General features: G+C 68.7%; 19 protein-coding genes and 1 pseudogene. 8 read left to right on the top strand and 12 right to left on the bottom strand.

Features of this window, described 5'->3' with window-relative positions; translation table 11 throughout:
* The first annotated feature begins 95 nt into the window (after positions 1-95).
* Both adiC and DID98_RS28700 read left to right on the top strand, forming a co-directional pair.
* Positions 96-1,628 (top strand): arginine/agmatine antiporter, encoded by a 1,533-nt coding sequence (gene adiC, locus DID98_RS28705; protein WP_124522435.1) that lies wholly within the window; start codon positions 96-98, stop codon positions 1,626-1,628.
* Between the two features lie 3 nt (positions 1,629-1,631).
* The gene (locus DID98_RS28700; protein WP_124522437.1) at positions 1,632-3,980 is read left to right on the top strand and encodes an Orn/Lys/Arg decarboxylase N-terminal domain-containing protein; all 2,349 of its coding nucleotides are present in this window, start codon (positions 1,632-1,634) and stop codon (positions 3,978-3,980) included.
* Between the two features lie 67 nt (positions 3,981-4,047).
* On the opposite strand, the gene DID98_RS28695 is transcribed toward DID98_RS28700, so the two are convergent.
* The gene (locus DID98_RS28695; protein ID WP_124522439.1) at positions 4,048-4,791 is read right to left on the bottom strand and encodes a hypothetical protein; all 744 of its coding nucleotides are present in this window, start codon (positions 4,789-4,791) and stop codon (positions 4,048-4,050) included.
* A gap of 155 nt (positions 4,792-4,946) precedes the next feature.
* The gene (gene ftrA / locus DID98_RS28690) at positions 4,947-5,921 is read right to left on the bottom strand and encodes a transcriptional regulator FtrA (protein ID WP_124522441.1); all 975 of its coding nucleotides are present in this window, start codon (positions 5,919-5,921) and stop codon (positions 4,947-4,949) included.
* Positions 5,922-6,032: 111 nt separating this feature from the next.
* On the opposite strand from ftrA, the gene DID98_RS28685 reads away from it, so the two are divergent.
* Together DID98_RS28685 and DID98_RS28680 are read left to right on the top strand one after the other, a co-directional pair.
* On the top strand, positions 6,033-6,452 hold the full coding sequence (locus DID98_RS28685; protein WP_124522443.1) for a rhodanese-like domain-containing protein: 420 nt from the start codon (positions 6,033-6,035) through the stop codon (positions 6,450-6,452).
* Positions 6,453-6,542: 90 nt separating this feature from the next.
* Entirely contained in the window at positions 6,543-6,869 is a 327-nt protein-coding gene (locus tag DID98_RS28680) for a superinfection immunity protein (RefSeq protein WP_044847914.1), read from the top strand.
* 18 nt (positions 6,870-6,887) lie between these two features.
* Here DID98_RS28680 and DID98_RS28675 read toward each other — a convergent pair whose 3' ends face one another.
* The 6 genes and pseudogenes from DID98_RS28675 to DID98_RS28650 form a co-directional block, all read right to left on the bottom strand.
* Positions 6,888-8,054, bottom strand: a complete 1,167-nt coding sequence (locus DID98_RS28675; protein WP_124522445.1) for a cytochrome P450 — start codon at positions 8,052-8,054, stop codon at positions 6,888-6,890.
* A 145-nt stretch (positions 8,055-8,199) separates the two neighbouring features.
* Complete coding sequence (locus tag DID98_RS28670; RefSeq protein WP_044847912.1) at positions 8,200-8,466, bottom strand: YodC family protein; 267 nt, start codon at positions 8,464-8,466, stop codon at positions 8,200-8,202.
* Between the two features lie 335 nt (positions 8,467-8,801).
* Entirely contained in the window at positions 8,802-9,662 is an 861-nt protein-coding gene (locus DID98_RS28665) for an oxaloacetate decarboxylase (protein WP_124522447.1), read from the bottom strand.
* A gap of 112 nt (positions 9,663-9,774) precedes the next feature.
* Positions 9,775-9,888, bottom strand: a pseudogene (locus tag DID98_RS28660) (GNAT family N-acetyltransferase); the annotation flags it as partial.
* A 59-nt stretch (positions 9,889-9,947) separates the two neighbouring features.
* Entirely contained in the window at positions 9,948-10,808 is an 861-nt protein-coding gene (locus tag DID98_RS28655) for a MurR/RpiR family transcriptional regulator (RefSeq protein WP_124522449.1), read from the bottom strand.
* A gap of 63 nt (positions 10,809-10,871) precedes the next feature.
* Positions 10,872-11,225 carry a YgiW/YdeI family stress tolerance OB fold protein gene (locus DID98_RS28650; protein ID WP_124522451.1) on the bottom strand — a complete coding sequence of 118 codons (354 nt, stop codon included), beginning with the start codon at positions 11,223-11,225 and terminating at the stop codon, positions 10,872-10,874.
* Between the two features lie 226 nt (positions 11,226-11,451).
* On the opposite strand from DID98_RS28650, the gene DID98_RS28645 reads away from it, so the two are divergent.
* From DID98_RS28645 to DID98_RS28630, 3 genes are all read left to right on the top strand, one after another.
* On the top strand, positions 11,452-12,114 hold the full coding sequence (locus DID98_RS28645) for a response regulator (RefSeq protein ID WP_044847907.1): 663 nt from the start codon (positions 11,452-11,454) through the stop codon (positions 12,112-12,114).
* A complete protein-coding gene (locus tag DID98_RS28640) occupies positions 12,111-13,487 on the top strand; it encodes an ATP-binding protein (RefSeq protein WP_124522453.1) in 1,377 nt (458 codons plus the stop codon). The genes DID98_RS28645 and DID98_RS28640 overlap by 4 nt, the downstream gene beginning before the upstream one ends.
* An 859-nt stretch (positions 13,488-14,346) precedes the next feature.
* On the top strand, positions 14,347-14,547 hold the full coding sequence (locus DID98_RS28630; protein ID WP_044847905.1) for a membrane protein: 201 nt from the start codon (positions 14,347-14,349) through the stop codon (positions 14,545-14,547).
* Between the two features lie 520 nt (positions 14,548-15,067).
* Here DID98_RS28630 and blaPEN-bcc read toward each other — a convergent pair.
* A complete protein-coding gene (gene blaPEN-bcc / locus DID98_RS28625) occupies positions 15,068-15,961 on the bottom strand; it encodes a PEN family class A beta-lactamase, Bcc-type (RefSeq protein ID WP_124522455.1) in 894 nt (297 codons plus the stop codon).
* Positions 15,962-16,076: 115 nt separating this feature from the next.
* Between blaPEN-bcc and penR the strand changes: the two genes are divergently transcribed.
* Positions 16,077-16,967, top strand: coding sequence for a beta-lactamase transcriptional regulator PenR (penR, locus tag DID98_RS28620; RefSeq protein ID WP_124522457.1), 891 nt, complete (start codon positions 16,077-16,079; stop codon positions 16,965-16,967).
* 494 nt (positions 16,968-17,461) lie between these two features.
* Here penR and DID98_RS28615 read toward each other — a convergent pair whose 3' ends face one another.
* The 3 genes from DID98_RS28615 to DID98_RS28605 all read right to left on the bottom strand — a co-directional run.
* Entirely contained in the window at positions 17,462-17,716 is a 255-nt protein-coding gene (locus DID98_RS28615; RefSeq protein WP_044847902.1) for a hypothetical protein, read from the bottom strand.
* Positions 17,717-17,816: 100 nt separating this feature from the next.
* Positions 17,817-20,042, bottom strand: a complete 2,226-nt coding sequence (locus tag DID98_RS28610; RefSeq protein ID WP_124571837.1) for an amylo-alpha-1,6-glucosidase — start codon at positions 20,040-20,042, stop codon at positions 17,817-17,819.
* A gap of 156 nt (positions 20,043-20,198) precedes the next feature.
* Positions 20,199-23,928, bottom strand: a 3,730-nt coding sequence (locus DID98_RS28605; RefSeq protein ID WP_124522459.1) for an autotransporter domain-containing protein, incomplete at its 5' end; no start/stop codon positions are given.

Below are 23,928 nucleotides of genomic sequence, written 5' to 3'. Positions count from 1 at the left end.
CTGTCGTTCAATAAAACGACGATCCATTCCGGAATCGTCGACCGGCGCCGGGCCGCGCCACCTCAACCGCATCACGACCATTCAAGGAGCCTCGCATGTCCGATGCCAGCTCGTCCTCCTCCCGTTCCGCCGCCGCGCCAGCCGCGACCGCCGCGCCGAAAATCGGCGTCATCCCCGCCACGCTGATGGTCGCGGGCAACATGATGGGCTCCGGCGTCTTCATGCTGCCCGCGAACCTCGCCGCCACCGGCGGCATCGCGATCTTCGGCTGGCTGATCACCGTCGTCGGCGCCGTGTCGCTCGCGCTGGTGTTCGCGAAGCTCGCGGCGATCGACCCGGCCGCCGGCGGCCCGTATGCGTATGCGCGCAAGGCCTTCGGCCCGTACATCGGCTACCAGACCAACCTGATCTACTGGCTCGCGAACGTGCTCGGCAACGTCGGCCTCGCGGTCGCCGGCCTCGGCTATCTCACGCACTTCTTCCCGGTCCTGCACGACCCGCTCGTGTTCGCGCTCGCGCAGATCTTCGTGATCTGGCTGTTCACCTACGCGAACATCCTCGGGCCGAACGTGGTCGGCCGCGTGCAGTCGGTCACGACGATCTTCGCGCTCGTGCCGATCCTCGGGATGGCCGTGTTCGGCTGGTTCTGGTTCAGCAAGGACGTGTACTTCGCCGGCTGGAACGTGTCGGGCGCGAGCAGCTTCGGCGCGATCGGCGCGACGCTGAACTTCACGCTGTGGGCGTTCATCGGCGTCGAGAGCGCGTCGGTGTCGGCCGGCGTCGTCGAGAACCCGTCGCGCAACGTGCCGATCGCGACCGTCGGCGGCGTCGTGCTCGCGGCCGTCTGCTACGTGCTCAGCTCGACCGTGATCATGGGAATGATCCCGAACAAGGCGCTGCTCGCGTCGAGCGCGCCGTTCGCGGATGCCGCGCGCCTCGCGCTCGGCGACACCGCCGCGAACGCGGTCGCGATCTGCGCGGCGCTCGGCTGCCTCGGCTCGCTCGCGGGCTGGACGCTGCTGGTCGGCCAGACCGCGAAGGCCGCGGCCGACGACGGCCTGTTCGCCGGCGTGTTCGCCCGCGTCAACTCGAAGAACGTGCCGTCGGCGGGCCTCGCGATCGTCGCGGTCATCATGTCGGTGCAGGTGCTCGCGACGATGTCGCCGAGCGCGAGCGAGCAGTTCGGCAAGATCGCGTCGATCGCCGTGATCATGACGCTGCTGCCGTACATCTACTCGTGCATCGCGATCAAGGTGCTCGGCTACGGCAAGATGCCGTCGCACCAGTTCACCTTCTACACGATCGTCGGCCTGATCGGCGCCGTCTACGCGCTGTGGGCGATGGTCGGCTCCGACGGCCAGCAGACGCGCTGGTCGCTGATCTTCGTGATCGCGACGATCGTGTTCTACGAGCTGTCGATCAACCGCCAGCGCGAAATCGAGGAAACCCATGTCCACCCGGGCGGCCGCTCGCCGCGCTGGGTGCGCTACCTCGCGCTCGGCGTGACCATCGTCGCGCTCGTCGCGGCCTTCTGGATCTCCGTCGGCCAACACGAGGCCGCCCGCCTTCACGCACGCTCGCCGGCCGCCGCAGCAGGCATCCCGGCAACTCAACAAACGGGGGAATGACCCATGACCGCTTCCTTGACCCAACCGGCGTTCCGCCGCCTCGGCATGAAGGCGCTGCTCGTGCAGCACGACATCGACGAACGCACGGCCACCGGACGCGCGGCCACCGCGCTCGTCGAAGAATTGCGCACGCGGCTCGTCGACGTCGTGATCGCGACCTCAGCCGAAGACGCACGCGCGGTGGTCGACGCCGATCCCGCGATCCAGTGCCTGCTGCTCAACTGGGAGCTCGGCAACGATCCCGGCCATGCGCCGGCGCAGGCCGTGCTCGACGCGATGCGTGCGCGCAATGCGACGGTGCCGGTGTTCCTGCTCGCGAGCCGCGCGAGCGCGGCGGCGATTCCCGTCGACGCGATGCGCAAGGCCGACGACTTCATCTGGATGCTGGAGGACACGACCGCATTCATCGGCGGGCGGATCGTCGCCGCGATCGAACGCTACCGCGAAACCGTGCTGCCGCCGATGTTCCGCGCGCTCGCGCAGTTCTCGCGCGTCTACGAATACTCGTGGCACACGCCGGGCCACACGGGCGGCACCGCGTTCCTGAAATCGCCGGTCGGCCGCGCGTACTTCGAATTCTTCGGCGAAGCGCTGTTCCGCTCGGACCTGTCGATCTCGGTCGGCGAACTCGGCTCGCTGCTCGACCACTCGGGCCCGATCGGCGAAAGCGAACGCTACGCGGCGCGCGTGTTCGGTGCGCACCGCACGTATCACGTGACGAACGGCTCGTCGATGTCGAACCGCGTGATCCTGATGGCGAGCGTCACGCGCAACCAGGTCGCGCTGTGCGATCGCAACTGCCACAAGTCGGCCGAGCATGCGATGACGATGTCGGGCGCGATTCCGACCTACCTGATTCCGTCGCGCAACCATTACGGGATCATCGGGCCGATCATGCCGGAACGGCTCACGGCCGCCGCCGTGCGTCTCGCGATCGACGCGAACCCGCTCGTGCGCGGCCGCGACGGCATCGACCCGACGCCCGTGCATGCGCTGATCACGAACTCGACGTACGACGGCCTCTGCTACAACGTCACGCGCATCGAGGAACTGCTCGGCCAGAGCGTCGACCGGTTGCATTTCGACGAGGCATGGTACGGCTACGCGCGCTTCAACCCGATCTACCGCGATCGCCACGCGATGCACGGCGATCCGTCGCAGCACGACGCGAGCAAGCCGACCGTGTTCGCGACACAGTCGACGCACAAGCTGCTCGCCGCGCTGTCGCAGGCGTCGTTCATCCATGTCCGCAACGGCCGCAACCCGATCGAGCACGCGCGCTTCAACGAGGCGTACATGATGCATGCATCGACGTCGCCGAACTACGCGATCATCGCGTCGAACGACGTGAGCGCCGCGATGATGGACGGCCCCGGCGGCGAGGCGCTGACCACCGACGCGATCCGCGAGGCCGTGTCGTTCCGCCGGATGCTCGCGCGGCTGCATGCGGAATGCGAGGAGAACGACGACTGGTTCTTCAACGGCTGGCAGCCGGACACCGTGGTCGATCGCAAGACGGGCCGGCGCGTGCGCTTCCATGAAGCGGACGAAACGCTGCTCGCCACCGATCCGTCATGCTGGGTGCTGCATCCGGGCGAAACATGGCACGGCTTCGGCGAGATCGAGGACGATTACTGCATGCTCGATCCGATCAAGGTGTCGATCGTCACGCCTGGCGTCGCGCCGCACGGCGGGCTGATGCCGGTCGGCATTCCGGCGTCGGTCGTCACCGCGTACCTGGACCGGCACGGGATCGTCGTCGAGAAGACGACCGACTTCACGATCCTGTTCCTGTTCTCGCTCGGCGTGACGAAGGGCAAGTGGGGCACGCTCGTCAACACGCTGCTCGACTTCAAGCGCGACTACGATGCGAACGCGCCGCTCGAGCAGGCGCTGCCGGAGCTCGTCGCGCGCTATCCGGACCGCTACGGCACGCTCGGCCTGCGCGACCTGTGCGACCTGATGTTCAGCGCGATGAGCGACCTGAAGACGACCGAGATGATGTCGCGCGGCTTCTCGACGCTGCCGCAACCCGACTTCAGCCCGGCCGAGGCGTACGAGCATCTCGTGCACAACGACATCGAGATGCTGGAACTCGCCGAGATGGCGGGCCGCACCGTCGCGACGGGCGTGGTGCCCTATCCGCCGGGCATTCCGCTGCTGATGCCCGGCGAAAACGCGGGGCCGGCCGACGGCCCGCTGCTCGGTTACCTGAAGGCGCTCGAGCAGTACGACCTGCGCTTCCCCGGCTTCACGCACGACACGCATGGCGTCGAAGTCGAGGACGGCGTGTACCGGATCGCGTGCATCAAGCAAACCGCGCGCGATACCCGCAATACCAACACGCGCTGAGCATGCGCGCCGCGACGCCGCGCCGGCAGGATGCGGCAGGCGTCGCGACGCGCGATGAACCGGCCGGTCATGCCGGCAACTGATTAACCCACGCGGCAAGCTGCGCTTCGCCTTCTTCGTCGAGCTTGCCCTTCAGTTCCCCGTACCACGGCGCGATCGCGTCGGCCGGCTGCGTGGCCTTCAGGATCTCGAGACTGTTCTCGAGGAACGACGAAAAGAACGGAATGCCGCGCATGTAGAGGAAGGTCGAATCGGTGATCCGCACGTGGCCGTACACGTCGCGCACCCACGCGAGATGCGGCAGCGCCTCGCGCAGGTGGCCGCCTTGCATCAGCGCCGAAATGAAGTTCACGCGCGCCGCGACGTCGGACTGCTCGTGCGTGTCGTGATTGACCTCGGCGGCCTTCTGCATCCACGCTTCGCCGCGCTCCACTTCGTCGCACATCACCGACGTCGTCGCGAGCTGCACCGCGTTGTGCGCGCTCGGCTCATGGTCGAACAGCGCGAGCCAGTACGGAAACGCTTCCCGGTAACGCTTCATCGCCGAGTATGAAAGCGCGCAGAGGCGCGCCGCATCGGCCAGCCGCTCCGCGTGCGGCGCGGCGGCCGCGATCGCGGCCTCGTGCCGGCCGGCCTGGAATGCCCTCAGCGCGGGCGCGAGTTCCGGCGCGATGTCGGGGCCGCCTTGTTCGTTCGTATCGTCGGATCCTTCCGTTGCTTCCGGCGCTCCGCCTGCGTCGTGCGCGGAACGCGCGGGCGCTGCCGCTTCGTCACGCGTTTTCTTTCCGAACAGCTTGCCCAGCAGGCCCATGATGATTGTCCTTGTCGTTGTCGTTGTCGTTGCGAGCGGGAATGGCGGCGCCGCATCTACGGTCGCCGCACGGCGATCGCCATCTTACGCGTGCTCGAAGTCGACAAGAAGCAAACGACGGACTCGTTCCGCCGCGGCGCGGAAAGACGCACCACTCACGCGTCCGTGGACCTCACACCGCGATCCATCCCGCGCCGGTACGCAGCCGGGCTCGTCGCCGCGACGCGCCGGAAATGCCGGCGCAACGACTCCTCGGAACCGAACCCCGCGCGTGCGGCAATCTGCGCGAGCGACAGCCCGGGATGTGCTTCGAGCATGTCCTTCGCGACGTTCACGCGCTCGCGGATCAGCCACGCGAGCGGCGACATCCCGGTTGCATCCGCGAACTGCCGCTGCAGCGTGCGCGTGCTCATCGCGGCCTGCGCGGCCAGCGACGCGAGCGTGTGCGGCTCGGCCGCGTGCGCGCGCATCCAGTCGATCAGCTTAGCGAGCCGGTCGCTGCCGCCCGGCGCGACCGGGCGCGGCACGAACTGCGCCTGGCCGCCGTCGCGATGCGGCGGCAGCACGAGGCGCTGCGCGACGCGGTTCGCGATCGCGCCGCCGTGATCGCGGCGCACGAGATGCAGCAGCATGTCGAGCCCCGCCGCCGAGCCGGCCGACGTGACGATCTGCCCTTCGTCGACGTACAGCGCGTCGGGATTCACGCGCAGCGCCGGATAGCGCGCCTGCAGGCGCTCGGCGTAGCGCCAGTGCGTGGTCACGGTGAGCCCGTCGAGCACGCCGGCCGCCGCGAGCACGAACACGCCCGAGCAGATCGAACAGAGCCGCGCGCCGCGGCGATGCGCAGCACGCAGCTTCTTCAGCAGCGGCTCCGGCGGCAGCTCGTCCGGATCGCGCCAGCCGGGAATCACGATGGTGTCCGCGCGATCGAGCATCGCGAGCCGGTACGGCGCGGCGACCGTGATGCCGCCCGCCGCGCGCACGGGCCCGGGCTCGCTCGCGCAGACCGCGAAGCGATACCAGTCGACGCCGAGTTCCGGGCGTTCGAGCGCGAACAGTTCGACCACGCAGCCGAACTCGAAGGTGCAGAGGCGCTCGTAGGCGAGCGCGACGACGAGATGATTGTGCATGGCGCGATGTTACCGGAACTTGTCGATCGCGCCACTGCCGCGACGGCCGCCGAACCGCGATACTGCCCTTCATTCCGGCGCATTCCGCGCCGTCCTTCAGGAGCGCCTTTCATGTCATACGTCACCGACGTCCCCGCCGCCGACAGCGCCACCGCCCTCGCGCACTTCGAAGCATCGCTGCGTTTCGAGACCGATTGCTGGGACGTACACGATGCGCTTGCGTCCGGCGCGCCGGATTTCGTGCTGCTCGACGTCCGGGGTCCGGAGCAGTTTGCCGCGGGCCACGTGCCCGGCGCGCGCAACCTGCCGCACCTCAAGATCGTCGCCGGCAAGCTCGCCGACCATCCGGCCGACACGCTGTTCGTCGTCTACTGCGCGGGCCCGCACTGCAACGGCGCCGCGCGCGCGGCGATCCGGCTCGCGCGCCTCGGCCGCCCGGTGAAGCTGATGATCGGCGGCGTCACGGGCTGGCTCGACGAAGGTTTCGCGTTGAGCAACGAAGTGCAGCCTGAGGGCGTCGCCATGCGCTGATCGTTATTGAAAACGCAACAATCAATTGCCGGCACACGAACGGAAAAAGCGCGACAATCAGCCTCATTGCAGTTCGGACGGAGCAGCAACATGGAACACACAGTCCTGATTCAGGTGGCCGGTTCGGTCGCAGCGATCGCGCTCTATTTTCTTCCGGCCATCGTCGCCGATCGGCGCAGCCGGCACGACAAGCTGACGATCGCGATGTTCAACGCGCTGTTCGCGTGGACGGGCATCGGCTGGCTGATGACGCTGTACTGGGCATGCCAGCCGAACCCGCAGACCGACGTCGCGCAAACCATCCTCGCGAAGCGCCGCGGCATCAGCATGCGGACCTTCTCGACCGGTCTCGTCGAACGCGTCCAACGCCGCGTCGCCGCCCAGCAACAATGGGCCGAGAAGCAAGGTTGCCGCTAGGCAGTCCCGCCTTTCCGCTTACCTCGCCGTGCCGAACTTCGGCATCCTGACATTGGTCGAGGCCCGGTAGTCCCACACCAGCCTGTCGCGCGGCGCGTCACCGCCCGCGCGCAACCACGCCCCGAACGCCCCCGCCGTGACCGCCCGCGCGATCCGCTCGCCCGGACAGCCGTGCGGCCCCGTGCCGAACCCGAAGTTCGGCCCCGGCGCGCGGCCCGGCAGCAGTCGGTGCGGCTCGCGATGCACGGCCGGATCGCGGTTCGCCGCCGCAAGCACGACCAGGATGGCCGCACCGGCATCGACGGTCACGCCGTCGATCGTCGTGCGCGACGCGACGAAGCGGCGCGTGTTCTGCACCGGCGCATCGAATCGGCCGACCTCGGCGACGAATGCGTCGAGGGCGGCCGTATCCGGCATCGCGCGTTCGCCGTCCGTGCCATCCCATGCGACCAGCACGTTGCCGAGCCACGCGGCCGTCGCCTCGCACGTCTGCGACAGCAACCCGACCAGATTCGCGACCAGCGCGCCGCTCGCGTGCCAGCCCGCGGCGCCGGCCGCCTGCTGAACCGCGGCGACGAGTGAACCGTCCTGCGCATGCGTGCGCGCGACGCGTTCCGTCATGCGGTCGAGCAGTTGCCGCGCGGCTTCGCTCGCGCGGGCCAGCGCGGCGTCGTCCGACAGCGGCGACAGCGCGGCGACGAAGTCGACGACCAGCGCGGCGACATCGTCGAGTTGCGCGCTGTCGAAGCCGAGCAGATCGGCGACCGCGCAAACGGGCACCGTCAGGCACCACACGTTCAATGCATCGGCGTCATACGGCGCGCGCAGCCGGCTGCCGGCGAGTTGGGCGGCCCGTTCGCGCAACGCGTTCGCATCGATCGGCGCGAACGCCGCGCGCAGCGCCTGCTTCGGCACGTCGTGCCGCAATGCGCCGTCGTTCATGCGCACCAGTTCGCCGAACAGCGCACCCGCCGTCGACCCGCGCAACGCGGGCGGTACCGGCGCATCGAGCGGCCTGACGCGGCACGCCGGGTGGCCGAGCACGGCCGTCACGCTCGCCGCCCGGCTCGCGACCCACAGGCCGAGCGAGGCGTCGAACGCAAGCGGCGGCCCGTCGACGAGCGTCGCGTAATACGGGTAGGGATCGCGGTGCGTGACCGCGGCAATCGGATGGGTCGGGTTCATGCGTGCAGTATCGGCGCGCCGGGCCGCCGCATGTTTCGGGTTGACGTGAAATGTCGTGGATGTCGTCGGCATGCCGGCACGGCGGGCCACGGCGATGCGGCAACCTGCGGCCGGCAAGCGGCGCGGTGCCGCGACGGGCGCGTCGTCAGGCTGCCGACCGGTAGCGGTGCCCCTGCATGCGCACGCGGACGCGCCCGGCGGAAATCGCGCGCGGTTCGGGCACTACCGTTTCGTGATGAAACATTTCCTGCCGGAAGTGGCCGCTGTCGTCGAACCACTGGCAGATCAGCCAGTCGGCATCGTCGAACACGACCGGCCCCGCGTAGGTGACGGTCATGCGCGGCCCGCCGGTTTTCAGCGTCACGACATCGCCGACGCGAACGCCACTGCGGTGATTTTCTCGGATTGTCATCGCTCTCTCGATTTTTTATATATTCATTTTCCGGCGGCCCGCTGGCAGGTCATTCGGATATGCGGGAGATTACCAATCCGATAAATAACCGGCAACTCCCGAATACGAAAAAAAACAGCGACCGGAAAATCGCAACAATATGCGGCACCGGTTCGCGTGGCGGGCGGCTGACGCCAGAACCGGCGTGGCTTGCGTGCCGGTTCCGGTCGCACCGCCGGAATACGGAGAATAATCGATGGTTTTCGCGCCGTCATCGAACTTCAAATCGGCAGCAGTTTCGATTGATTACCGTCAATCAGCTTTCGGTTGGAAACGTTCCCACGTTTCACCGGCCCTTATTGTTCGAACTGAACGGGCGAATTGTCCGGCGCCGAAAACCAGCGATTGAGGTCGCGGCCCGGCACCGCCGCCTGCGTGAACGTGAACGTGCCGTCGCGCACCATTTCCGTCGCGGCGCGCAGGAACGCGCCGAATGCGGCCCGCGCCAGCGCGCCGCCGACGCTGACGCGCTTCACGCCGAGCGCCGCGAGCGTCTCGAGGCTCAGCAACCCGCCCTGCAGCCCCATCACGACGTTGACCGGCGCGCCGACCGCGCGCGTGAGCGCCGCGATCTCGTCGGGATCGGTCACGCCCGGTGCGTACAGCACGTCGGCGCCCGCGTCGCGGTACGCGACCAGCCGCGCGATCGTGTCGGCGAGGTCGTGGCGGCCGTGCAGGTAGTTTTCGCAACGCGCGGTCAGCGTGAACGGAAACGGCAGCGCGCGCGCCGCGTCGACCGCCGCCGCGATGCGCTCGACCGCCGCGTCGTACGGATAGATCGGTGCGTCGGCGCGGCCGGTCGCATCCTCGATCGAGCCGCCCACCGCGCCGGCGCCGGCCGCCAGGCGGATCGTCTCGGCGACCGTGTCGGGCGCGTCGCCGAAGCCGTTCTCGAGATCGGCGCTGACCGGCAGGCCGCCCACCGCGACGATCTCTGCGATGTGGGCGAGCATTTCGTCACGGCCGATCGCGTTGTCGGGCCGCCCTCTCGAAAACGCGAAACCGGCGCTCGTGGTGGCGAGCGCTTCGAAGCCGGCCATCGCGAGCAGCCGGGCGGACCCGGCATCCCACGGGTTCGGGATGATGAAGGCGCCGGGGCGCGTGTGCAGCGCGCGGAAGGTTTCGGCCTGGCGGAACTGCACGTTGGAATCGGACATTGACGTCTCCTCGGAATGGAGACGCCAGCATACGCGCGCGCGGTACCGCGACGGTTCAGGTCGCGATGAAATATCGATGCGGATGTCAGGGGCCGGCGCGCGGCGCGGTGTGCGGCCGGAAGTCGGCCGGGCCGGCCTGGCTTTCGTTGAACCGGACGAGCGGCGCCGCGATCTGCTTGCGAACGTTCACGTCGCCGACGTCGGTCACGTCGTAGGTGAACGTCATCGGTTACGTCGGATCAAGGAGAAAACGTGAGCGGAAGACAGTGGAAGCCGCGCGTGCGGCTACACGACATACGCGCCCTTCGCATGCAGTTCCGCTTCCGTGCGCTCGAGCGCCGTGATCGCATCGCTGCCTTCGAGCGCCAGCAACTGCGCGACCAGCGCCTCGGCCATCGCATGCGCGGCGACCAGCGACGGAAAGAACGACGGGCTGTCGTGCGTGAAGATCAGCTGCGCGTCCGCATGCAGCGCGATCGGCGACACCGCGCTGTCGGTGATCGCGACGATCCTGCTGCCCTGCGCTTTCGCCGCCTGCACGACGCGCGTCGCTTCCGCCGAATACGGCGCGAAACTGATGATCACGGTCACGCTCTGCTTCGCGATCGTGCGCAACTCCATCTCGAGCGAGCCGGCGACACCGTTGAGCAACGACACGGTCGGCCGGAACAGCCGGTAGCCGTACACGAAACCGAACGCCACCGGATAGCACGACCGGAACCCCGCGACATGCACGTGCGACGCCTTGCGGATCAGCTTCGCGGCGTCCGCGAGCGCGTGCCCGTTCTGTGCGGCGGTGGCGGCAAGATTGTGCTGCTGTGCGGCGAGCAGGTCGTGCGCGAGCGACGCCTTCGCGTCGGGCCGCACGAGCGAACGCGCACGCTGCGTGAGCGGCTCGGGACGTGTGCGCACGCGCGCGACGCACAGATCGCGCAGCTCGTTCCAGCCGGGGAAACCGAATTGCTGCGCGAGCCGCACGAGCGATGCGGGTTGAACCTGCGCGCGCTGCGCGACCTTGCGCATCGACGAGGTGGCGACCTCGTCGGGATGATCGAGCAGAAATGCAGCGCCCGCCTGGAATTGCGGGCTCAGTTCGGAAAATTGCGCCCGGATCCGGGACGCGAGTTCATCGAAATTGGCAGCCATCTTGGTGAGAACGGGAACCGGTCGTCCATGGTATCACCGGCCCCGTGCACACCGGTGCACCGGTCAGCGCAGCACTTCCACGTGATCGGCGTCGACCTTCACCTTGCCCGACCACTTGCGCTCGAACTCGCCGGTCAGCTTCACTTCGTTCTTGTCGCTGACGGGCTGGCCGGCCGCCCACAGCTTGTGGTCGATCTCGACGCGGATCGTGCCCGTCGCATCGGCGAACTCGTAGTCCTCGCCGCCGGCATGCTTGACGATGTGCCCCTGCAACTGCACGTGCTGGTCGTCCTTGCCGTTCGCGAGCAGTTCCTTCACGGTCGTCGTGGTCAGCGCGGACGGCCCCGTGTATTGCGCGTAGACGGCGGCGGGCAGCACCGCAAGCGCGACCGCCAGGATTCTCGTCAGGTGTTTCATGATCTCGTTCCTCCATTTTTTCGAGTGCGTCGCGCTCCGTTGAACGCGACGCACTCAGATTACGGACCGTAAGATTAAGCAAAGCTGAAGACCGTGCGCCGCGGCATGCCGTCGCAACATTCCGGTGCGCGAACGCACGCAGGCGCCCGTGTTTAAGCTCGGCCTAAGACACCTGCGCTTATCATGGGAACCCCGGGCGCCCACGCCCGCCAACAGACACGAATCCATGCGCGTACTGCTCGTCGAGGACGATCCGCTGATCGGCAGCGGGCTCGAACAGGGCCTCAAACAGGAAGGCTTCGCGGTCGACTGGGTCAAGGACGGCGACGCCGCGACGCTCGCGCTGCGCTCGACCGGCTACGGCCTCCTACTGCTCGACCTCGGGCTGCCGAACCGCGACGGCCTGTCGGTGCTCGCGTCGCTGCGCCGCCGCGACGAAACCCTGCCGGCGATCATCATCACCGCGCGCGACGGCGTGCCGGACCGCATCGCCGGCCTCGACAGCGGTGCCGACGACTACCTCGTCAAGCCGTTCGTGCTCGAGGAACTACTCGCCCGCATTCGTGCGGTCAACCGCCGCCACGCAGGGCGCGCGCAGACGACGCTCGCGATCGGCCCGCTGCGGCTCGATCCGGTCAAGCACCTGGTCTGGCTCAACGACGAAGAAGTCACGCTGTCGCCGAAGGAGTTCGTGCTGCTGCACGAACTGATGCGCGACCCCGGCGCCGTGATCTCGCGCGAACAGTTCGAGGAACGGCTGTACAGCTGGGGCGAGGAAATCGAGAGCAACGCGGTGCAGGTACACATCCACAACCTGCGCAAGAAACTCGGCCACGACATGATCCGCACGGTGCGCGGCGTCGGCTACCGGATCGGTGACGCCGCATGATGCGTCTGCAACACGCGATCGCGCGCTGGCGCAGCGCATCGCTGCGGCGGCGCCTGTTGACGTGGCTGCTGCCGGCCGCGTGCGTGATCGGGCTGGTCGCAAGCGCGGGCACCTACTGGGGCGCGCTGCGCGAACTCGACGATCTCCTCGACGACCAGATGCGCAGCATGTCGAAGCAGATCGTCGTCGGCCCGAACGGCGAACTGTCGTTCCGCAACCATCGCGACGGCAAGCACGAATTCGAGGCAGGCGACCCCGACGCCGTGCTGCTGCAGGTCTGGCGCAACGGCACGCTGGTGTATTCGACCGATCGCAAGTCCGCGCTGCCGCCGCCCGCGCAGACAGGCATCGGCAGCGTCGACGTCGGCGGCCAGCCGTGGCGCACCTACGTGACCGAACGCGGCGGCACGACGATCCGGCTCGCGCAGGCGCGCCACGCGCGCTGGGAAGCGATCGCGGGCATCGCGGTGCACCTGCTGTGGCCGGTGTTCTCGATGCTGCCGGTGCTCGCGATCGGGCTGTGGTTCGGCATCGGCGCGGGGCTGCGGCCGCTGCGCACGATCGCGGCCGGCCTGAAGCGCAGGAATGCGAACAATCTCGAGCCGGTCGACGTCGCGTCGATGCCGAACGAAGTCCGCCCGCTCGCCGAAGCGATCAACGACCTGCTCGCGCGGCTCGACCGTTCGTTCACGCTGCAGCGGCACTTCATCGCCGATGCCGCGCACGAATTGCGCACGCCGATCATGGGGCTGTCGATCCAGTCGCAATTGCTGCGGCGCGCGTCGACGGCCGACGAACGCGAGCAGATCCTCGCGCAGATCCATGCGGGCACGACACGCCTCGGCCACCTCGCCGAACAATTGCTGACGCTCGCGCGCCTCGAACCCGACGCGCAGGCGTCCGCCGCGACCTCCGCACCCGTCGATCTCGCCGCGCTGTGCCGCTCGGTGGTCGCCGATCGCACGCGCGTCGCGGATGCGCACCGCATCGACCTCGGCGCGATCGTGTCGTCGCCGGTGATGGCCGCCGGCAACATCGACACGTTGCGCGTGCTGCTGAACAACCTCGTCGACAACGCGATCCGCTACGCGGGCGTCGGCGCGCGCGTCGACGTGTCCGCGCGTCTCGACGGCGCGACGCCCGTGCTCGAAGTCGCCGACGACGGCCCCGGCATTCCGGAAGCCGAGCGCACGGACGTGTGGGAGCGCTTCTATCGCGGCGAAGGCGCGCAGGCGGTCACGTCGTCGGGCAGCGGGCTTGGGCTGTCGATCGTCAAGCGGATCGCCGAACAGCATCGCGCAACCGTCGCGCTCGGCACGACGCAAGGCGGGCGCGGGCTGACCGTGACGGTGCGCTTTCCGGTGCCGGCCTGACACACGCCCGACGGGCGGCTTTTCCACAGATTGTGTTGGCAAGCTTGTGGACAACCGGCCGCTAACGGCAGCAAACCATTGATCCGAAAGGGTTTGGCGCTCGTGCGCAGCGAATGCGCCAACCCGCGTCGAGCAGGCGCTCGCCTCGACGCGACATCGCGTACCGATCCCTTCCCTCCGAGTCGTCGCCGCACTACTTGCAGGGGCGCCCAATGCCACATTTCAAATCGATGGACCCGAACTTCCCGATCCGGCAACAGTTCGGCGTCGACGCGCAACCCGTCGTGCTCCTCAACATCTTCACGGTGGATCCGACAGACGAGGCGGTTTGCACGATGTGCCGCGCCGCGCAATCGCCACGCGGACTTCTCCACAGAAAATGTTGGCAAGCTTGTGGATATCCTGCGCACCGCAACGCTAAGCCGTTGATCCGACGGACTTTGGCACGCGTGATGCAGACGCGGCGCGCGCCGGGCCGTCACACGCGCCGGTTCGCCGCACTTCGCATCACGATGCCACGTCGATGCCCCAATGATGTGCGATGCGATCGTCGCAGCACTTACCCACAGATTTTGTTGGCAAGCTTGTGGATATCCTGCGCACGCATCGGCTAACCCGTTGATCGGCCAATGATTCATGCGCCGCGTCACCGTTGCGGCAGCACGCGGTTCGCCCGCGCGCGCAGACGGACGATCCGGCGCAACAGCGGCACCCTGCCCGCCGCTTGACGCCCGCACCTGCCACGCGTCACGATCACACGAGCCGCACGCGCCACGCATCGCGAGACTTCACGCAGCGGCACCACGGTGCCGGCCGTTGCGCCCGCATCGGACAACGACACATCATTCCGAGGAAGACCATGGAACACTTCACCGCAGGGCAGTTGATCGTCTCGCTCGTGCTCGTCGCGATCGTCGTCTATCCGTATGTCCGCATCGTTCGGCGTACCGGGCATTCAGGCTGGTGGATCCTGACGATGTTCGTCCCGGTCCTGAACTTCATCATGTTGTGGGTGTTCGCGTTCGCGCGCTGGCCCTCGGTCGACGATCGGCATGGCTGAACATCGGGCGGGCTTGTCCACAGATTGTGTTGGCAAGCATGTGGATAGCCTGCGCATACCGCGATCAAGCGCTTGATCCGTAAGACTTTGTCCGCGCCGCTTCGAATCGGGCACGCGGCCACGCGATGTGCCGTTCACGCATCGTCACGCGACGCGACGGACCGCATGTCGCGCGCGCCACGCCGCTTGTCCACAGATTTTGTTGGCAAGCGTGTGGATAGCCTGCGCATACCACGCACAAGCGCTTGATCCGAAAGGTTTTGTCCGTGCCGCTTTGAACCGGGCAGGCAAGCCTCACGCACGCCGGCGCCGCGCCCGCTGCGCGATGAACGCGGCCGCACGCCGGCTTGTCCACAATTTTTGTTGGCAAGGATGTGGATATCCTGAGCATGCGTCATCTAAGTCGTTGATCGCACAACGTTTCGACATGCCGGTCACGACTGCGGCACGGCGTGCATTCATCGACACATCGCTTCATCGTTCCGTGCATTCATCGATGAACGCACGCCGCGCCGCCCGCTCACGCGAACGTCGCGACCGCGATACGCGCGGCGGCCGCGATCACGTCGTCCTTCGCCTTCGCATCGGCACGCGTCTGCGTGTAATACACGGCGAGCACGATCGGTGCGCGCGACGGCGGCCAGATCACGCCCGCGTCGTTCGTCGTCCCGTAGTCGCCGGTGCCGGTCTTGTCGGCCACCTGCCAGCCGGCCGGCACGCCCGCGCGAATCCGCTTGTCGCCGACCTTGTTGCCGCGCAGCCAGGCGACGAGCTGCGCACGCTGCGCGGGCGGCAGCGCGTCGCCGAGCGTGAGCACGCGCAGGCTCGCAGCCATCGCGGCCGGCGTCGTGGTGTCGCGCGGGTCGCCCGGCAACGCGGTGTTCAGTTCGGTCTCCCAGCGATCGAGCCGGAACGTGTCGTCGCCGATCGAACGTGCAAACGCGGTCACCGCCGCCGGCCCGCCGATCAGCTTCATCGCCAGGTTCGCGGCCGAGTTGTCGCTGTACTGGATCGCCGCCTCGCACAACTCGGCGACGGTCATCCCGGTGCCGACATGCTTGCCCGACACCGGCGAGTAGTTCACGAGATCGGACTGCGCAACGGCCACGCGCTGCTGCAGCAGCCCCGGGCGCTCGACGCTCTGCGCGAGCACCGCCGCACTCAGCATCGCCTTGAACGTGCTGCAGAACGGGAAGCGCTCGTCCGCGCGATGCTGCACGCGCCGGCCGCCCGCGGTGTCGATCGCGCACACGCCGAGACGGCCGCCCGCCGCGCGCTCGAGCGCGGCAAACGACGTCGCGGACGAAACATCCTGCCCGGCAGCCGGCGGCGACGCGCACGCGCTGACGGTCAGGACGAGCGGCGCCGTCGCGGCGGCCAGTAGCAGGGTTCGACGTTGCGATGAGTAGGTCATGGGTGTCTCTCGTGGTGGAATGGATGCAGAACGGCCGGCCGGCGAGACAGCACTATCGTGACTTTACGGTTGCCTGACAAGCAACGATAATTGAGCGCTGACAAAAGAAATTCTTATGACGAAGCTCCGCCCTCACCTTCCGCTCAATGCGTTGCGCGCGTTCGAATCGTCGGCGCGCCACCTGAACTTCACGCGCGCCGGCCTCGAGCTGAGCGTGACCCAGGCGGCCGTGAGCCAGCAGGTGCGCTCGCTCGAAGAGCGGCTCGGCTGTGCGCTGTTCACCCGGTTGCCGCGCGGCCTCGGGCTCACCGACGAAGGGCGCGCGCTGTTGCCGGTGCTCAGCGACGCATTCAGCCGGATCGAAACCGTGCTCAAGCAGTTCGACGACGGGCGCTTCCACGAAGTGCTGACGCTCGGCGCGGTCGGCACCTTTGCCATAGGCTGGCTAATGCCACGGCTGAAGCGCTTCGGCGACACGCACCCGTTCGTCGAGCTGCGGCTGCGGACCCACAACAACGTCGTCGACCTCGCGGCCGAGGGTCTCGATTTCGCGATCCGCTTCGGGGAAGGCAACTGGCCGGCGACGCGCAACGAGCGGCTGCTCGACGCCCCGCTCACCGCGCTGTGCGCGCCGGAGATCGCGCGGCGCCTCGCGCGGCCGGCCGATCTCGCGAACGAAACGCTGCTGCGCTCGTACCGCACCGACGAATGGCACGGCTGGTTCGACGCCGCGTCGCTCGAACCGTGGGCGGTGAACGGGCCCGTGTTCGATTCGTCTCGGCTGATGGTCGAGGCCGCGATGCAGGGCGCCGGCATCGCGCTCGCGCCAGCCTGCATGTTCGCGCGCGAACTGCAGCTCGGCCTGCTCGCGCGGCCGTTCGACATCGACGTGCGCGCGGGCGGCTACTGGCTCACGTCGCTGAAGTCGAAGCCGCTCTCGCCGGCGATGACGCTGTTTCGCGACTGGATCGTCGCGGAAGCGGCCGATACCGCGCCGCTCGAATGATGCGGCCCGGCTTGTCCACAGATTGTGTTGGCAAGGATGTGGATATCCTGGGTACCCGAGGTCTAACCCGTTGATCGCGCACGAATTATCGCGCCGACGCACGCAGCGGGCAGCCCGTGCGCAAAGGCTTCGACGCCGCGGCCGCCGCGCGCCGGATCGTCAACCATCAGGAAGCAATCACGTCAGACTTATCCACAGATTTTGTTGGCAAGCCTGTGGATATTCCACCAATGTGACGCGTAACATCCTGATACAAAAGGGGATTCAGTAGATCGGGCCAGACAGGTCAATGACGCGTCATCGTGTGCGGCCTCGCGGCGCCGCTTGCGCGGCCGGTCGGGGGCCGGCCGGTTCTCCACAGATTGTGTTGGCAAGCTTGTGGATATCCTGCGCACCGGCCGGCTAACTCATTGAGCGCACGGGGTTTTGTGCGCGCCGTGCAGGATTGGGCAGCGCCGGCGCGGGCCACGCGGCCGACGCCGGCTGCCGCTTCGTCAATGCCGGTCGAGCCCGCGGCGCAATTCGCTCGCCTTGTCGCGCAGCGCCTCGTACCCGGAGCGCGCATGTTCGGGCAGGTCGGGATCGCCGATCAGCGCGCCGAGCGTTTCGATCAGGCTGAACAGGATGCCCTTCGCCGCGCCAGCCGCGATGCTCTGCGACTCGATCGACTTGTGCAGGTGGTCGACCGCCGCTTCCAGGTTTTCGAGCTTCTTCTGCTCGCCGTCGTCGGGCCGGTTGTCGGTCGTCATCGTAGGTGCCTCCGCCATCGTTCAAGGGTCATGTCACGATTCTATGCCGCTGCGTGCGGACGTGGCACGACATCGCGCAACGTCCGTGCAGCCGCATGCGCTACAGCACCGCGACCACCTTCACCCGCCCCGGCTGCTCCGCCGACGCGATCACCTGGCCATCGACGCGCCGGAACGTCAGCGATACCGTTTCGTCGCCGACGCGCAGTTCGTCGATGCGCAGCCAGTCGACACCTTCGGGCAGCGCCGGGCGCTCGACCCGCACCTCGTGGCGCGCCGCGTCGACGCTCACGCCGAGACACGCCTGCAGCATCATGAACGGCGCACCGGCCGCCCACGCCTGCGGCAGGCACGCGACCGGATAGGCGGTCGGCGGCTCGCCGCGCCGGCGCGGGAACCCGCAGAACAGCTCCGGCAGCCGCATCTCGAAGCTGACCGCGGCTTCGAACAGCGCGCGCAGCAGGTTCACCGCGGCCGTCTTGTCGCCGTAGCGCGCGAGCCCGCGCGCGATCAGCGCATTGTCGTGCGGCCACACCGAGCCGTTGTGATAGGCCATCGGGTTGAAGCGCGGCTGGCCGGCCGCGAGCGTGCGCACGCCCCAGCCCGTCTGGAACAGCGTCGAGCCGAGTACGCCGGCGACCGCCGCGCCGCGCTCGGCGTCGGGCAGGCCGAACGCGAGCAGATGGCCCGCGTTCGACGCCAGCACGCGGCACAGGTCGCCGTGACCGTCGAGCGCGATCCCGTAGAACTGGCCTTCCGGCATCCAGAACAGCGTCTCGACCTGGTCGCGCAGCGCCTTCGCGCGCAGCGCATAGCGTGTCGCGTCGGCCGCGTGGCCGCGCCGGTGCGAGCACATCGACATCGCATCGAGCGCCGCGCACGCATACGCCTGCACTTCGACGAGCGCGATCGGACCGTCGGGAAAGCGGCCGTCCGCATGAAACACCGAATCGTGGCTGTCCTTCCAGCCCTGGTTCGCGAGACCGCGCTCCGACGTGCGCTGGTAGTCGAGCAGCCCGTACGGATTGCGGTCGCACTTGTCGATCACCCACTGCGCGGCGCGCTCGAGCGCGGGCCACAGCTCGTCGATCAGCGCATCGTCGCTGGTGTGTTCGACGTACGCGCCCGCGAGCACGATGAACAGCGGGGTCGTGTCGACGCCGCCGTAATAGAGCGCGAACGGCACCTCCCCCGTCGCGGCCATTTCGCTGCGGCGGAATTCGTGCATGATCTTGCCGGGCTCCGCATCGCGAAACGCGGACGTCTCGCGCGCCTGGTGCTCCGCGAGAAAGCGCAGCACGCCGCGCGCGAGCGACGGCTGCAGCCACAGCATCTGCAGCGACGTGATCACCGCGTCGCGGCCGAACGGCGTCGAGAACCACGGAATGCCCGCATACGGATACGGCCCGGTATCGAGCTGCGTCGTGAGCAGCCCGAGATCCGCGAGCGAGCGGTCGAGCCACGCATCGAACAGCGGATTGCCGGTGTTCACGCGCGCCATCGACTCGCGGCGCGAGCGCATCTCGCGATGCACGCCGACGAGCGCGGTGCGCAGCGCGACGCGCCCGCATCCCGGGCCTTCACCGTCGTGCGCGCGGCCGAGCGTCGCGTCGACGGTCAGGTAGATCGACACGCACGCCTGCGCGGCGATCGTCAGCGTGTAATCGGCACGATCGACCGACAACGCGTCGGGCGCCGGCGAGAAATGCACGGTCACGTTGCGCTCGACCTTGTCGAGGCCGTCGTAGCGAAGCCGCACCGCACCGCCGTCGACGCGCGGCGCAACCACCGTGCCGCGCTTCGGGCGCTGCGTGCCGCGCACTTCGAACATGTCCTTGAAATCCGCCGCGAACGACAGCGACAGCGGCACCTCGGCCTCGCTCGCGCCATAGTTGGTCAGCGTCAGCGCTTCGTACAGCACGTCGCCCGCGAGCACGCGCATCCGTTCGATGTGGATCACGCCCTCGGGCGTCTCGCGACCGCCGAGCGGCGGCAGCGGGCGGTTCGTCAGGTGCGCGGTGAACGACGCGTTGTCCGCGCTCGTCGCGCCCGACAGCAGCGACGGCGCGCGGCCGCCGAACGTCAGGCGCCAGGTCGACAGCACGCGCATGTCGTCGACGAACAGGCCGTCGTCATGGCCGCCGACGTCGCCGAGCGCGTCGCTGACGACGAACGCGTCGCCGGATTTCAGGACGTACTGGTTGTTGCGTGCGAGCGCCTGCGGATCGGCTTCGGGCGCGATGAATGCGGGGCCTGTCGCCTGGGTCGGGGGGACGGGCGCGACTTGCGGCGCCTGCGTCGTGGTGGCTTCGGCGTGATTCGGCATCGATGCTCCTGTGTCGAGGCGCAACGCGCGGCGCGCGTCGCGTGTTTCGCACAGGATAGGCCAGAACGGGGGACGCGCGCAGCGCCGAAAAAGACGCGACCCCGATGCGGGCATCGCCGTCGCATCGGGATCGCGCCCAGGCACCTCAGGCGCCGGTCAGAACTTCCACAGGATGTTGCCGAGCACCGCGTTGTCGCGCACGCCACTGCCGTACTGGCCGCTGAACGTGAGACCGAGCGTCAGGCGCTTCGTGATGGTCGCATCGATGCCCGCTTCGAGCACCGCGCTGTCGCGAGCGATCGGCACGCCCGACACCTGGAACGACGTGCCGCCGTTCGCGAACGTGAACGCCGACGACGGCCGCACGTTGCCGAACGCATGCCGCCAGCCGACCGTCCCGCGCGCGGTGAACGTGCCGCTCGCGAGCGTGCCGAGCTGCGACGCCGCGCGCACGCCGAGCGTCGAGAAACCGACGTGGGTCGTCTGGCCGCCGGCCTGCAGCGCGGCCGCGCCGCCGGTTTCCGTATAGCCGTCGGTATGCAGGTTCACGTAGGCAAGACCCGCGAACGGTTCGAGCGCGACCGGCCCGACCGGCAGCGCATAGCCGACTTCGCCGAACACCTGCTCGGAATGCGCGTTGTAGCCGGCCGAATCGTGATCGGAGAAGCCCGCGAAGCCCGGATTGCGGTCGCTGTTGATGCGGTACCACGTGTACGACGCGCCGCCGCGCACGCCGAGCGCACCGTACTGCGCGCCCCCGTACAGCGACAGGTAGTAGCTGTTGACCGACGCCGACGCGCTCTGGTCGTTGTCGAGCGAGCTGTGCGTGACGCCCGCGGCGAGACCGGCACGCCACTGGTCGTTGAGCGCCATGTCGGCACCGGCGATGAAGCCCGTCATGCTGCGGTTGATCGTCGACGCGTTGCCGTCGCCCGCGAGCCGGCTGCGGCCGCCGAACGCCTGCCCCCAGACCACCGGCTGATACGGCGTGCCGCCGTAGCAACCTGCGCGCGAACCGATCCGGCGTTCCGGCGGCAGCGTCGGATCGGTCGCGCCGGCCGTGTTGTCGCCGCACAGCGCGGCACCGCCCGACGACAGCGCGGCGAGCGGCCCGGCTCCGGGCGCGAGGCCCTGGCGCACGCGATCGGTCACGGCTTCGCGCACGTAGCGGCTGTCGAGCAGCAGCATGCTCTTCAGGCTCGCCTGCAGTTCCCCGTCGAGCATCCCGTAGGCCCGCCGCGCGGTGGCCGCATCGGTCGTCAGCACCGTGTCGTAGAGCGGGTTGCCCGCGCCGAGCCCACCGATCGCGGTCGCGACCGCGCGCTGGTTCGGCGTCGCCGCGACATCGGGCAGCGCCGTGCCGTTCGCGACGAGCTGCAGGTACACGTGGTCCGGATCGTAGCTGAGCGTCGGCATCAGGAACGCGTAGTTCGAATTCACCTGGCTGAACGTGCCCTGCACGCCCGACGATGCGCTGAGGATCGTGTACTTCGTGGTCGGCTGGTAGCTGGCCTGGTTCGCGAGCACCTGCACGGTGCCGCCGTTCAGCGTGGCCGTGCCGCCCGCCGCGATGCTGCCGGCCTGCTGCGGCGTCACCGCGACCTGCAGCGTCGAGCCCGGCTGGAACGTGACGTTGCCGGCCACGTTCAGCGCCGCGCCCGGCTGCGACGCGGCCGCGAACGCGCCGCTCTGCACGACGAAGCCGCCAACCGTGCCGGTGCCCGTCAGCGTCGCGCCGTTCTGCACGGTCACGGTCGACTGGCCGAGCGAACCGTCGACCGCGAGCGTACCCGCCGCGACGGTGGTCGGGCCGCTCAGCGTATTGGTACCGGTCAGCGTCAGTTGCCCGCTGCCGGCCTGGGTCAGCGAACCGGTGCCGGACAGCACGCTCGCGAGCGTCACGTTCGCGGACTGATTGAAGATCAGCGCGCCGTTGTCGACGACATTGCCGACCACGCTGCCCGACGTGCCGCCGTTGCCGAGCTGCAGCGTGCCGCCCGATGCGATCGTCGTGCCGCCCGTATAGGTGTTGCTGCCGGTCAGCGTCTGAATGCCGGTGCCCGCGACCGTCAGGCCGCCGGTGCCGCCGATCGTCCCGCCGAATGTGCCGGCGGTGCTGCCGTTCAGTGTCAGCGCGTTGCCGCCGAGGTTCACGCTCGTACCCGCCGTGCCGGTCAGCGTGCCGATCGTCTGCGCGCCCGTTGCGCCGCTCAGGTCGAACGTCGCGCCCGTGCCGGCCAGGTTCACCGCGCCGCTCGACGCAAGGCTGCCGCCCGCGCCCAGCGCCAGCGTGCCGGCGTTGATCGTCGTGCCGCCGGTGTACGTGTTCGCGCCCGTCAGCGTCTGCGTACCGGTGCCGGCCAGCGTCAGGCTGCCGGTGCCGCCGATCACGCCGCCGAAGGTATTGCTGCCGTTGCCGCTCAGCGTCAGCGCAGTCGCGCCGAGATTCACGTTCGTGCCGGCCGCGCCGGTCAGCGCGCCGATCGTCTGCGCACCCGTTGCGCCGCTCAGGTCGAACGTCGCGCCCGTGCCGACCAGGTTCACCGCGCCGCTCGACGCAAGGCTACCGCCCGCGCCCAGCGCCAGCGTGCTGCCGCCGTTGATCGTCGTGCCGCCTGTATACGTGTTCGCGCCGGACAGCGTCTGCGTGCCGGTACCTGCGAGCGTCAGCCCGCCGGTGCCGCCGATCACGCCGCTGAACGTGCCGCTGGCCGTCCCGCCCAGTGTCAGCGCATTGCCGCCGAGGCTGACGTTCGTGCCGGCCACGCCCGACAGCGCACCGAGCGTCTGCGCACCCGACGCATTGCTCAGGTCGAGCGTCGCGCCCGCGTTCGCGAGGTTCATCGTGCCGGTTGATGCGAGGCTGCCGCCTGCGCCGATCGCGAGCGTGCCCGCGTTGATCGTCGTGCCGCCGGTGTAAGTGTTCGCGCCCGTCAGCGTGGTCGTCGCCGCGCCGTTCTTCACGAGCGCGCCCGTACCGGTAATCGCGCCGCCCAATCCGAGCGCGTTGCTGCCGCCGAGCGTGAGCGTCGCGCCCGCGCCGAGACCGATTGCATTCGCCACCGTCAGGTTCGTGTTCGTATCGAGCGTCGCCGAACCGCCGACATTCAACGCGCCGGTGCCGAGCGCCGCGGCGTTGCCGAGCACCAGTCCGCCACTATTGAGGTTCGTGCCGCCCGAATAAGTGCTCGCGCCGTTCAGCGTCTGCGTGCCGGTGCCGGCCAGCGTCAGGCTGCCGGTGCCGCCGATCGCGCCGCTGTACGTGCCGCTCGCGGTTCCGCCGAGCGTCAGCGCGTTCGCGCCGAGATTCACGTTCGTGCCGGCCGCGCCCGACAGCGCGCCGAGCGTTTGCGCACCCGACGCATTGCTGAGGTCGAGCGTCGCACCCGCGTTCGCGAGATTCATCGCGCCGGTCGCCGCCAGGCTGCCGCCCGCGCCGATCGCCAGCGTGCCCGCGTTGATCGTCGTGCCGCCCGTATAGGTGTTCGCGCCCGTCAGCGTCACCGTCGCCGCGCCGTTCTTCACGAGCGTGCCCGTACCGGTAATCGCGCCGCCCAATCCGAGCGCGTTGCTGCCGCCGAGCGTGAGCGTCGCGCCCGCGCCGAGACCGATTGCATTCGCCACCGTCAGGTTCGTGTTCGTATCGAGCGTCGCCGAACCGCCGACATTCAACGCGCCGGTGCCGAGCGCCGCGGCGTTGCCGAGCACCAGTCCGCCACTATTGAGGTTCGTGCCGCCCGAATAAGTGCTCGCGCCGTTCAGCGTCTGCGTGCCGGTGCCATCCAGCGTCAGGCTGCCGGTGCCGCCGATCGCGCCGCTGTACGTGCCGCTCGCGGTTCCGCCGAGCGTCAGCGCGTTCGCGCCGAGATTCACGTTCGTGCCGGCC

Origin of the sequence: Burkholderia sp. Bp8984 (genome assembly GCF_003853755.1) — a bacterium.
Taxonomy (GTDB): Bacteria; Pseudomonadota; Gammaproteobacteria; order Burkholderiales; family Burkholderiaceae; genus Burkholderia.
This window is presented reverse-complemented; position numbering and strand designations above follow the sequence as displayed.

Excerpts from the sequence above, each read along its gene's own strand:
- adiC (WP_124522435.1), top strand. The coding sequence starts at position 96 with ATGTCCGATGCCAGCTCGTCCTCCTCCCGTTCCGCCGCCGCGCCAGCC.
- DID98_RS28700 (WP_124522437.1), top strand. The coding sequence starts at position 1,632 with ATGACCGCTTCCTTGACCCAACCGGCGTTCCGCCGCCTCGGCATGAAG.
- DID98_RS28695 (WP_124522439.1), bottom strand. The coding sequence starts at position 4,791 with ATGGGCCTGCTGGGCAAGCTGTTCGGAAAGAAAACGCGTGACGAAGCG.
- ftrA (WP_124522441.1), bottom strand. The coding sequence starts at position 5,921 with ATGCACAATCATCTCGTCGTCGCGCTCGCCTACGAGCGCCTCTGCACC.
- DID98_RS28685 (WP_124522443.1), top strand. The coding sequence starts at position 6,033 with ATGTCATACGTCACCGACGTCCCCGCCGCCGACAGCGCCACCGCCCTC.
- DID98_RS28680 (WP_044847914.1), top strand. The coding sequence starts at position 6,543 with ATGGAACACACAGTCCTGATTCAGGTGGCCGGTTCGGTCGCAGCGATC.
- DID98_RS28675 (WP_124522445.1), bottom strand. The coding sequence starts at position 8,054 with ATGAACCCGACCCATCCGATTGCCGCGGTCACGCACCGCGATCCCTAC.
- DID98_RS28670 (WP_044847912.1), bottom strand. The coding sequence starts at position 8,466 with ATGACAATCCGAGAAAATCACCGCAGTGGCGTTCGCGTCGGCGATGTC.
- DID98_RS28665 (WP_124522447.1), bottom strand. The coding sequence starts at position 9,662 with ATGTCCGATTCCAACGTGCAGTTCCGCCAGGCCGAAACCTTCCGCGCG.
- DID98_RS28655 (WP_124522449.1), bottom strand. The coding sequence starts at position 10,808 with ATGGCTGCCAATTTCGATGAACTCGCGTCCCGGATCCGGGCGCAATTT.
- DID98_RS28650 (WP_124522451.1), bottom strand. The coding sequence starts at position 11,225 with ATGAAACACCTGACGAGAATCCTGGCGGTCGCGCTTGCGGTGCTGCCC.
- DID98_RS28645 (WP_044847907.1), top strand. The coding sequence starts at position 11,452 with ATGCGCGTACTGCTCGTCGAGGACGATCCGCTGATCGGCAGCGGGCTC.
- DID98_RS28640 (WP_124522453.1), top strand. The coding sequence starts at position 12,111 with ATGATGCGTCTGCAACACGCGATCGCGCGCTGGCGCAGCGCATCGCTG.
- DID98_RS28630 (WP_044847905.1), top strand. The coding sequence starts at position 14,347 with ATGGAACACTTCACCGCAGGGCAGTTGATCGTCTCGCTCGTGCTCGTC.
- blaPEN-bcc (WP_124522455.1), bottom strand. The coding sequence starts at position 15,961 with ATGACCTACTCATCGCAACGTCGAACCCTGCTACTGGCCGCCGCGACG.
- penR (WP_124522457.1), top strand. The coding sequence starts at position 16,077 with ATGACGAAGCTCCGCCCTCACCTTCCGCTCAATGCGTTGCGCGCGTTC.
- DID98_RS28615 (WP_044847902.1), bottom strand. The coding sequence starts at position 17,716 with ATGACGACCGACAACCGGCCCGACGACGGCGAGCAGAAGAAGCTCGAA.
- DID98_RS28610 (WP_124571837.1), bottom strand. The coding sequence starts at position 20,042 with ATGCCGAATCACGCCGAAGCCACCACGACGCAGGCGCCGCAAGTCGCG.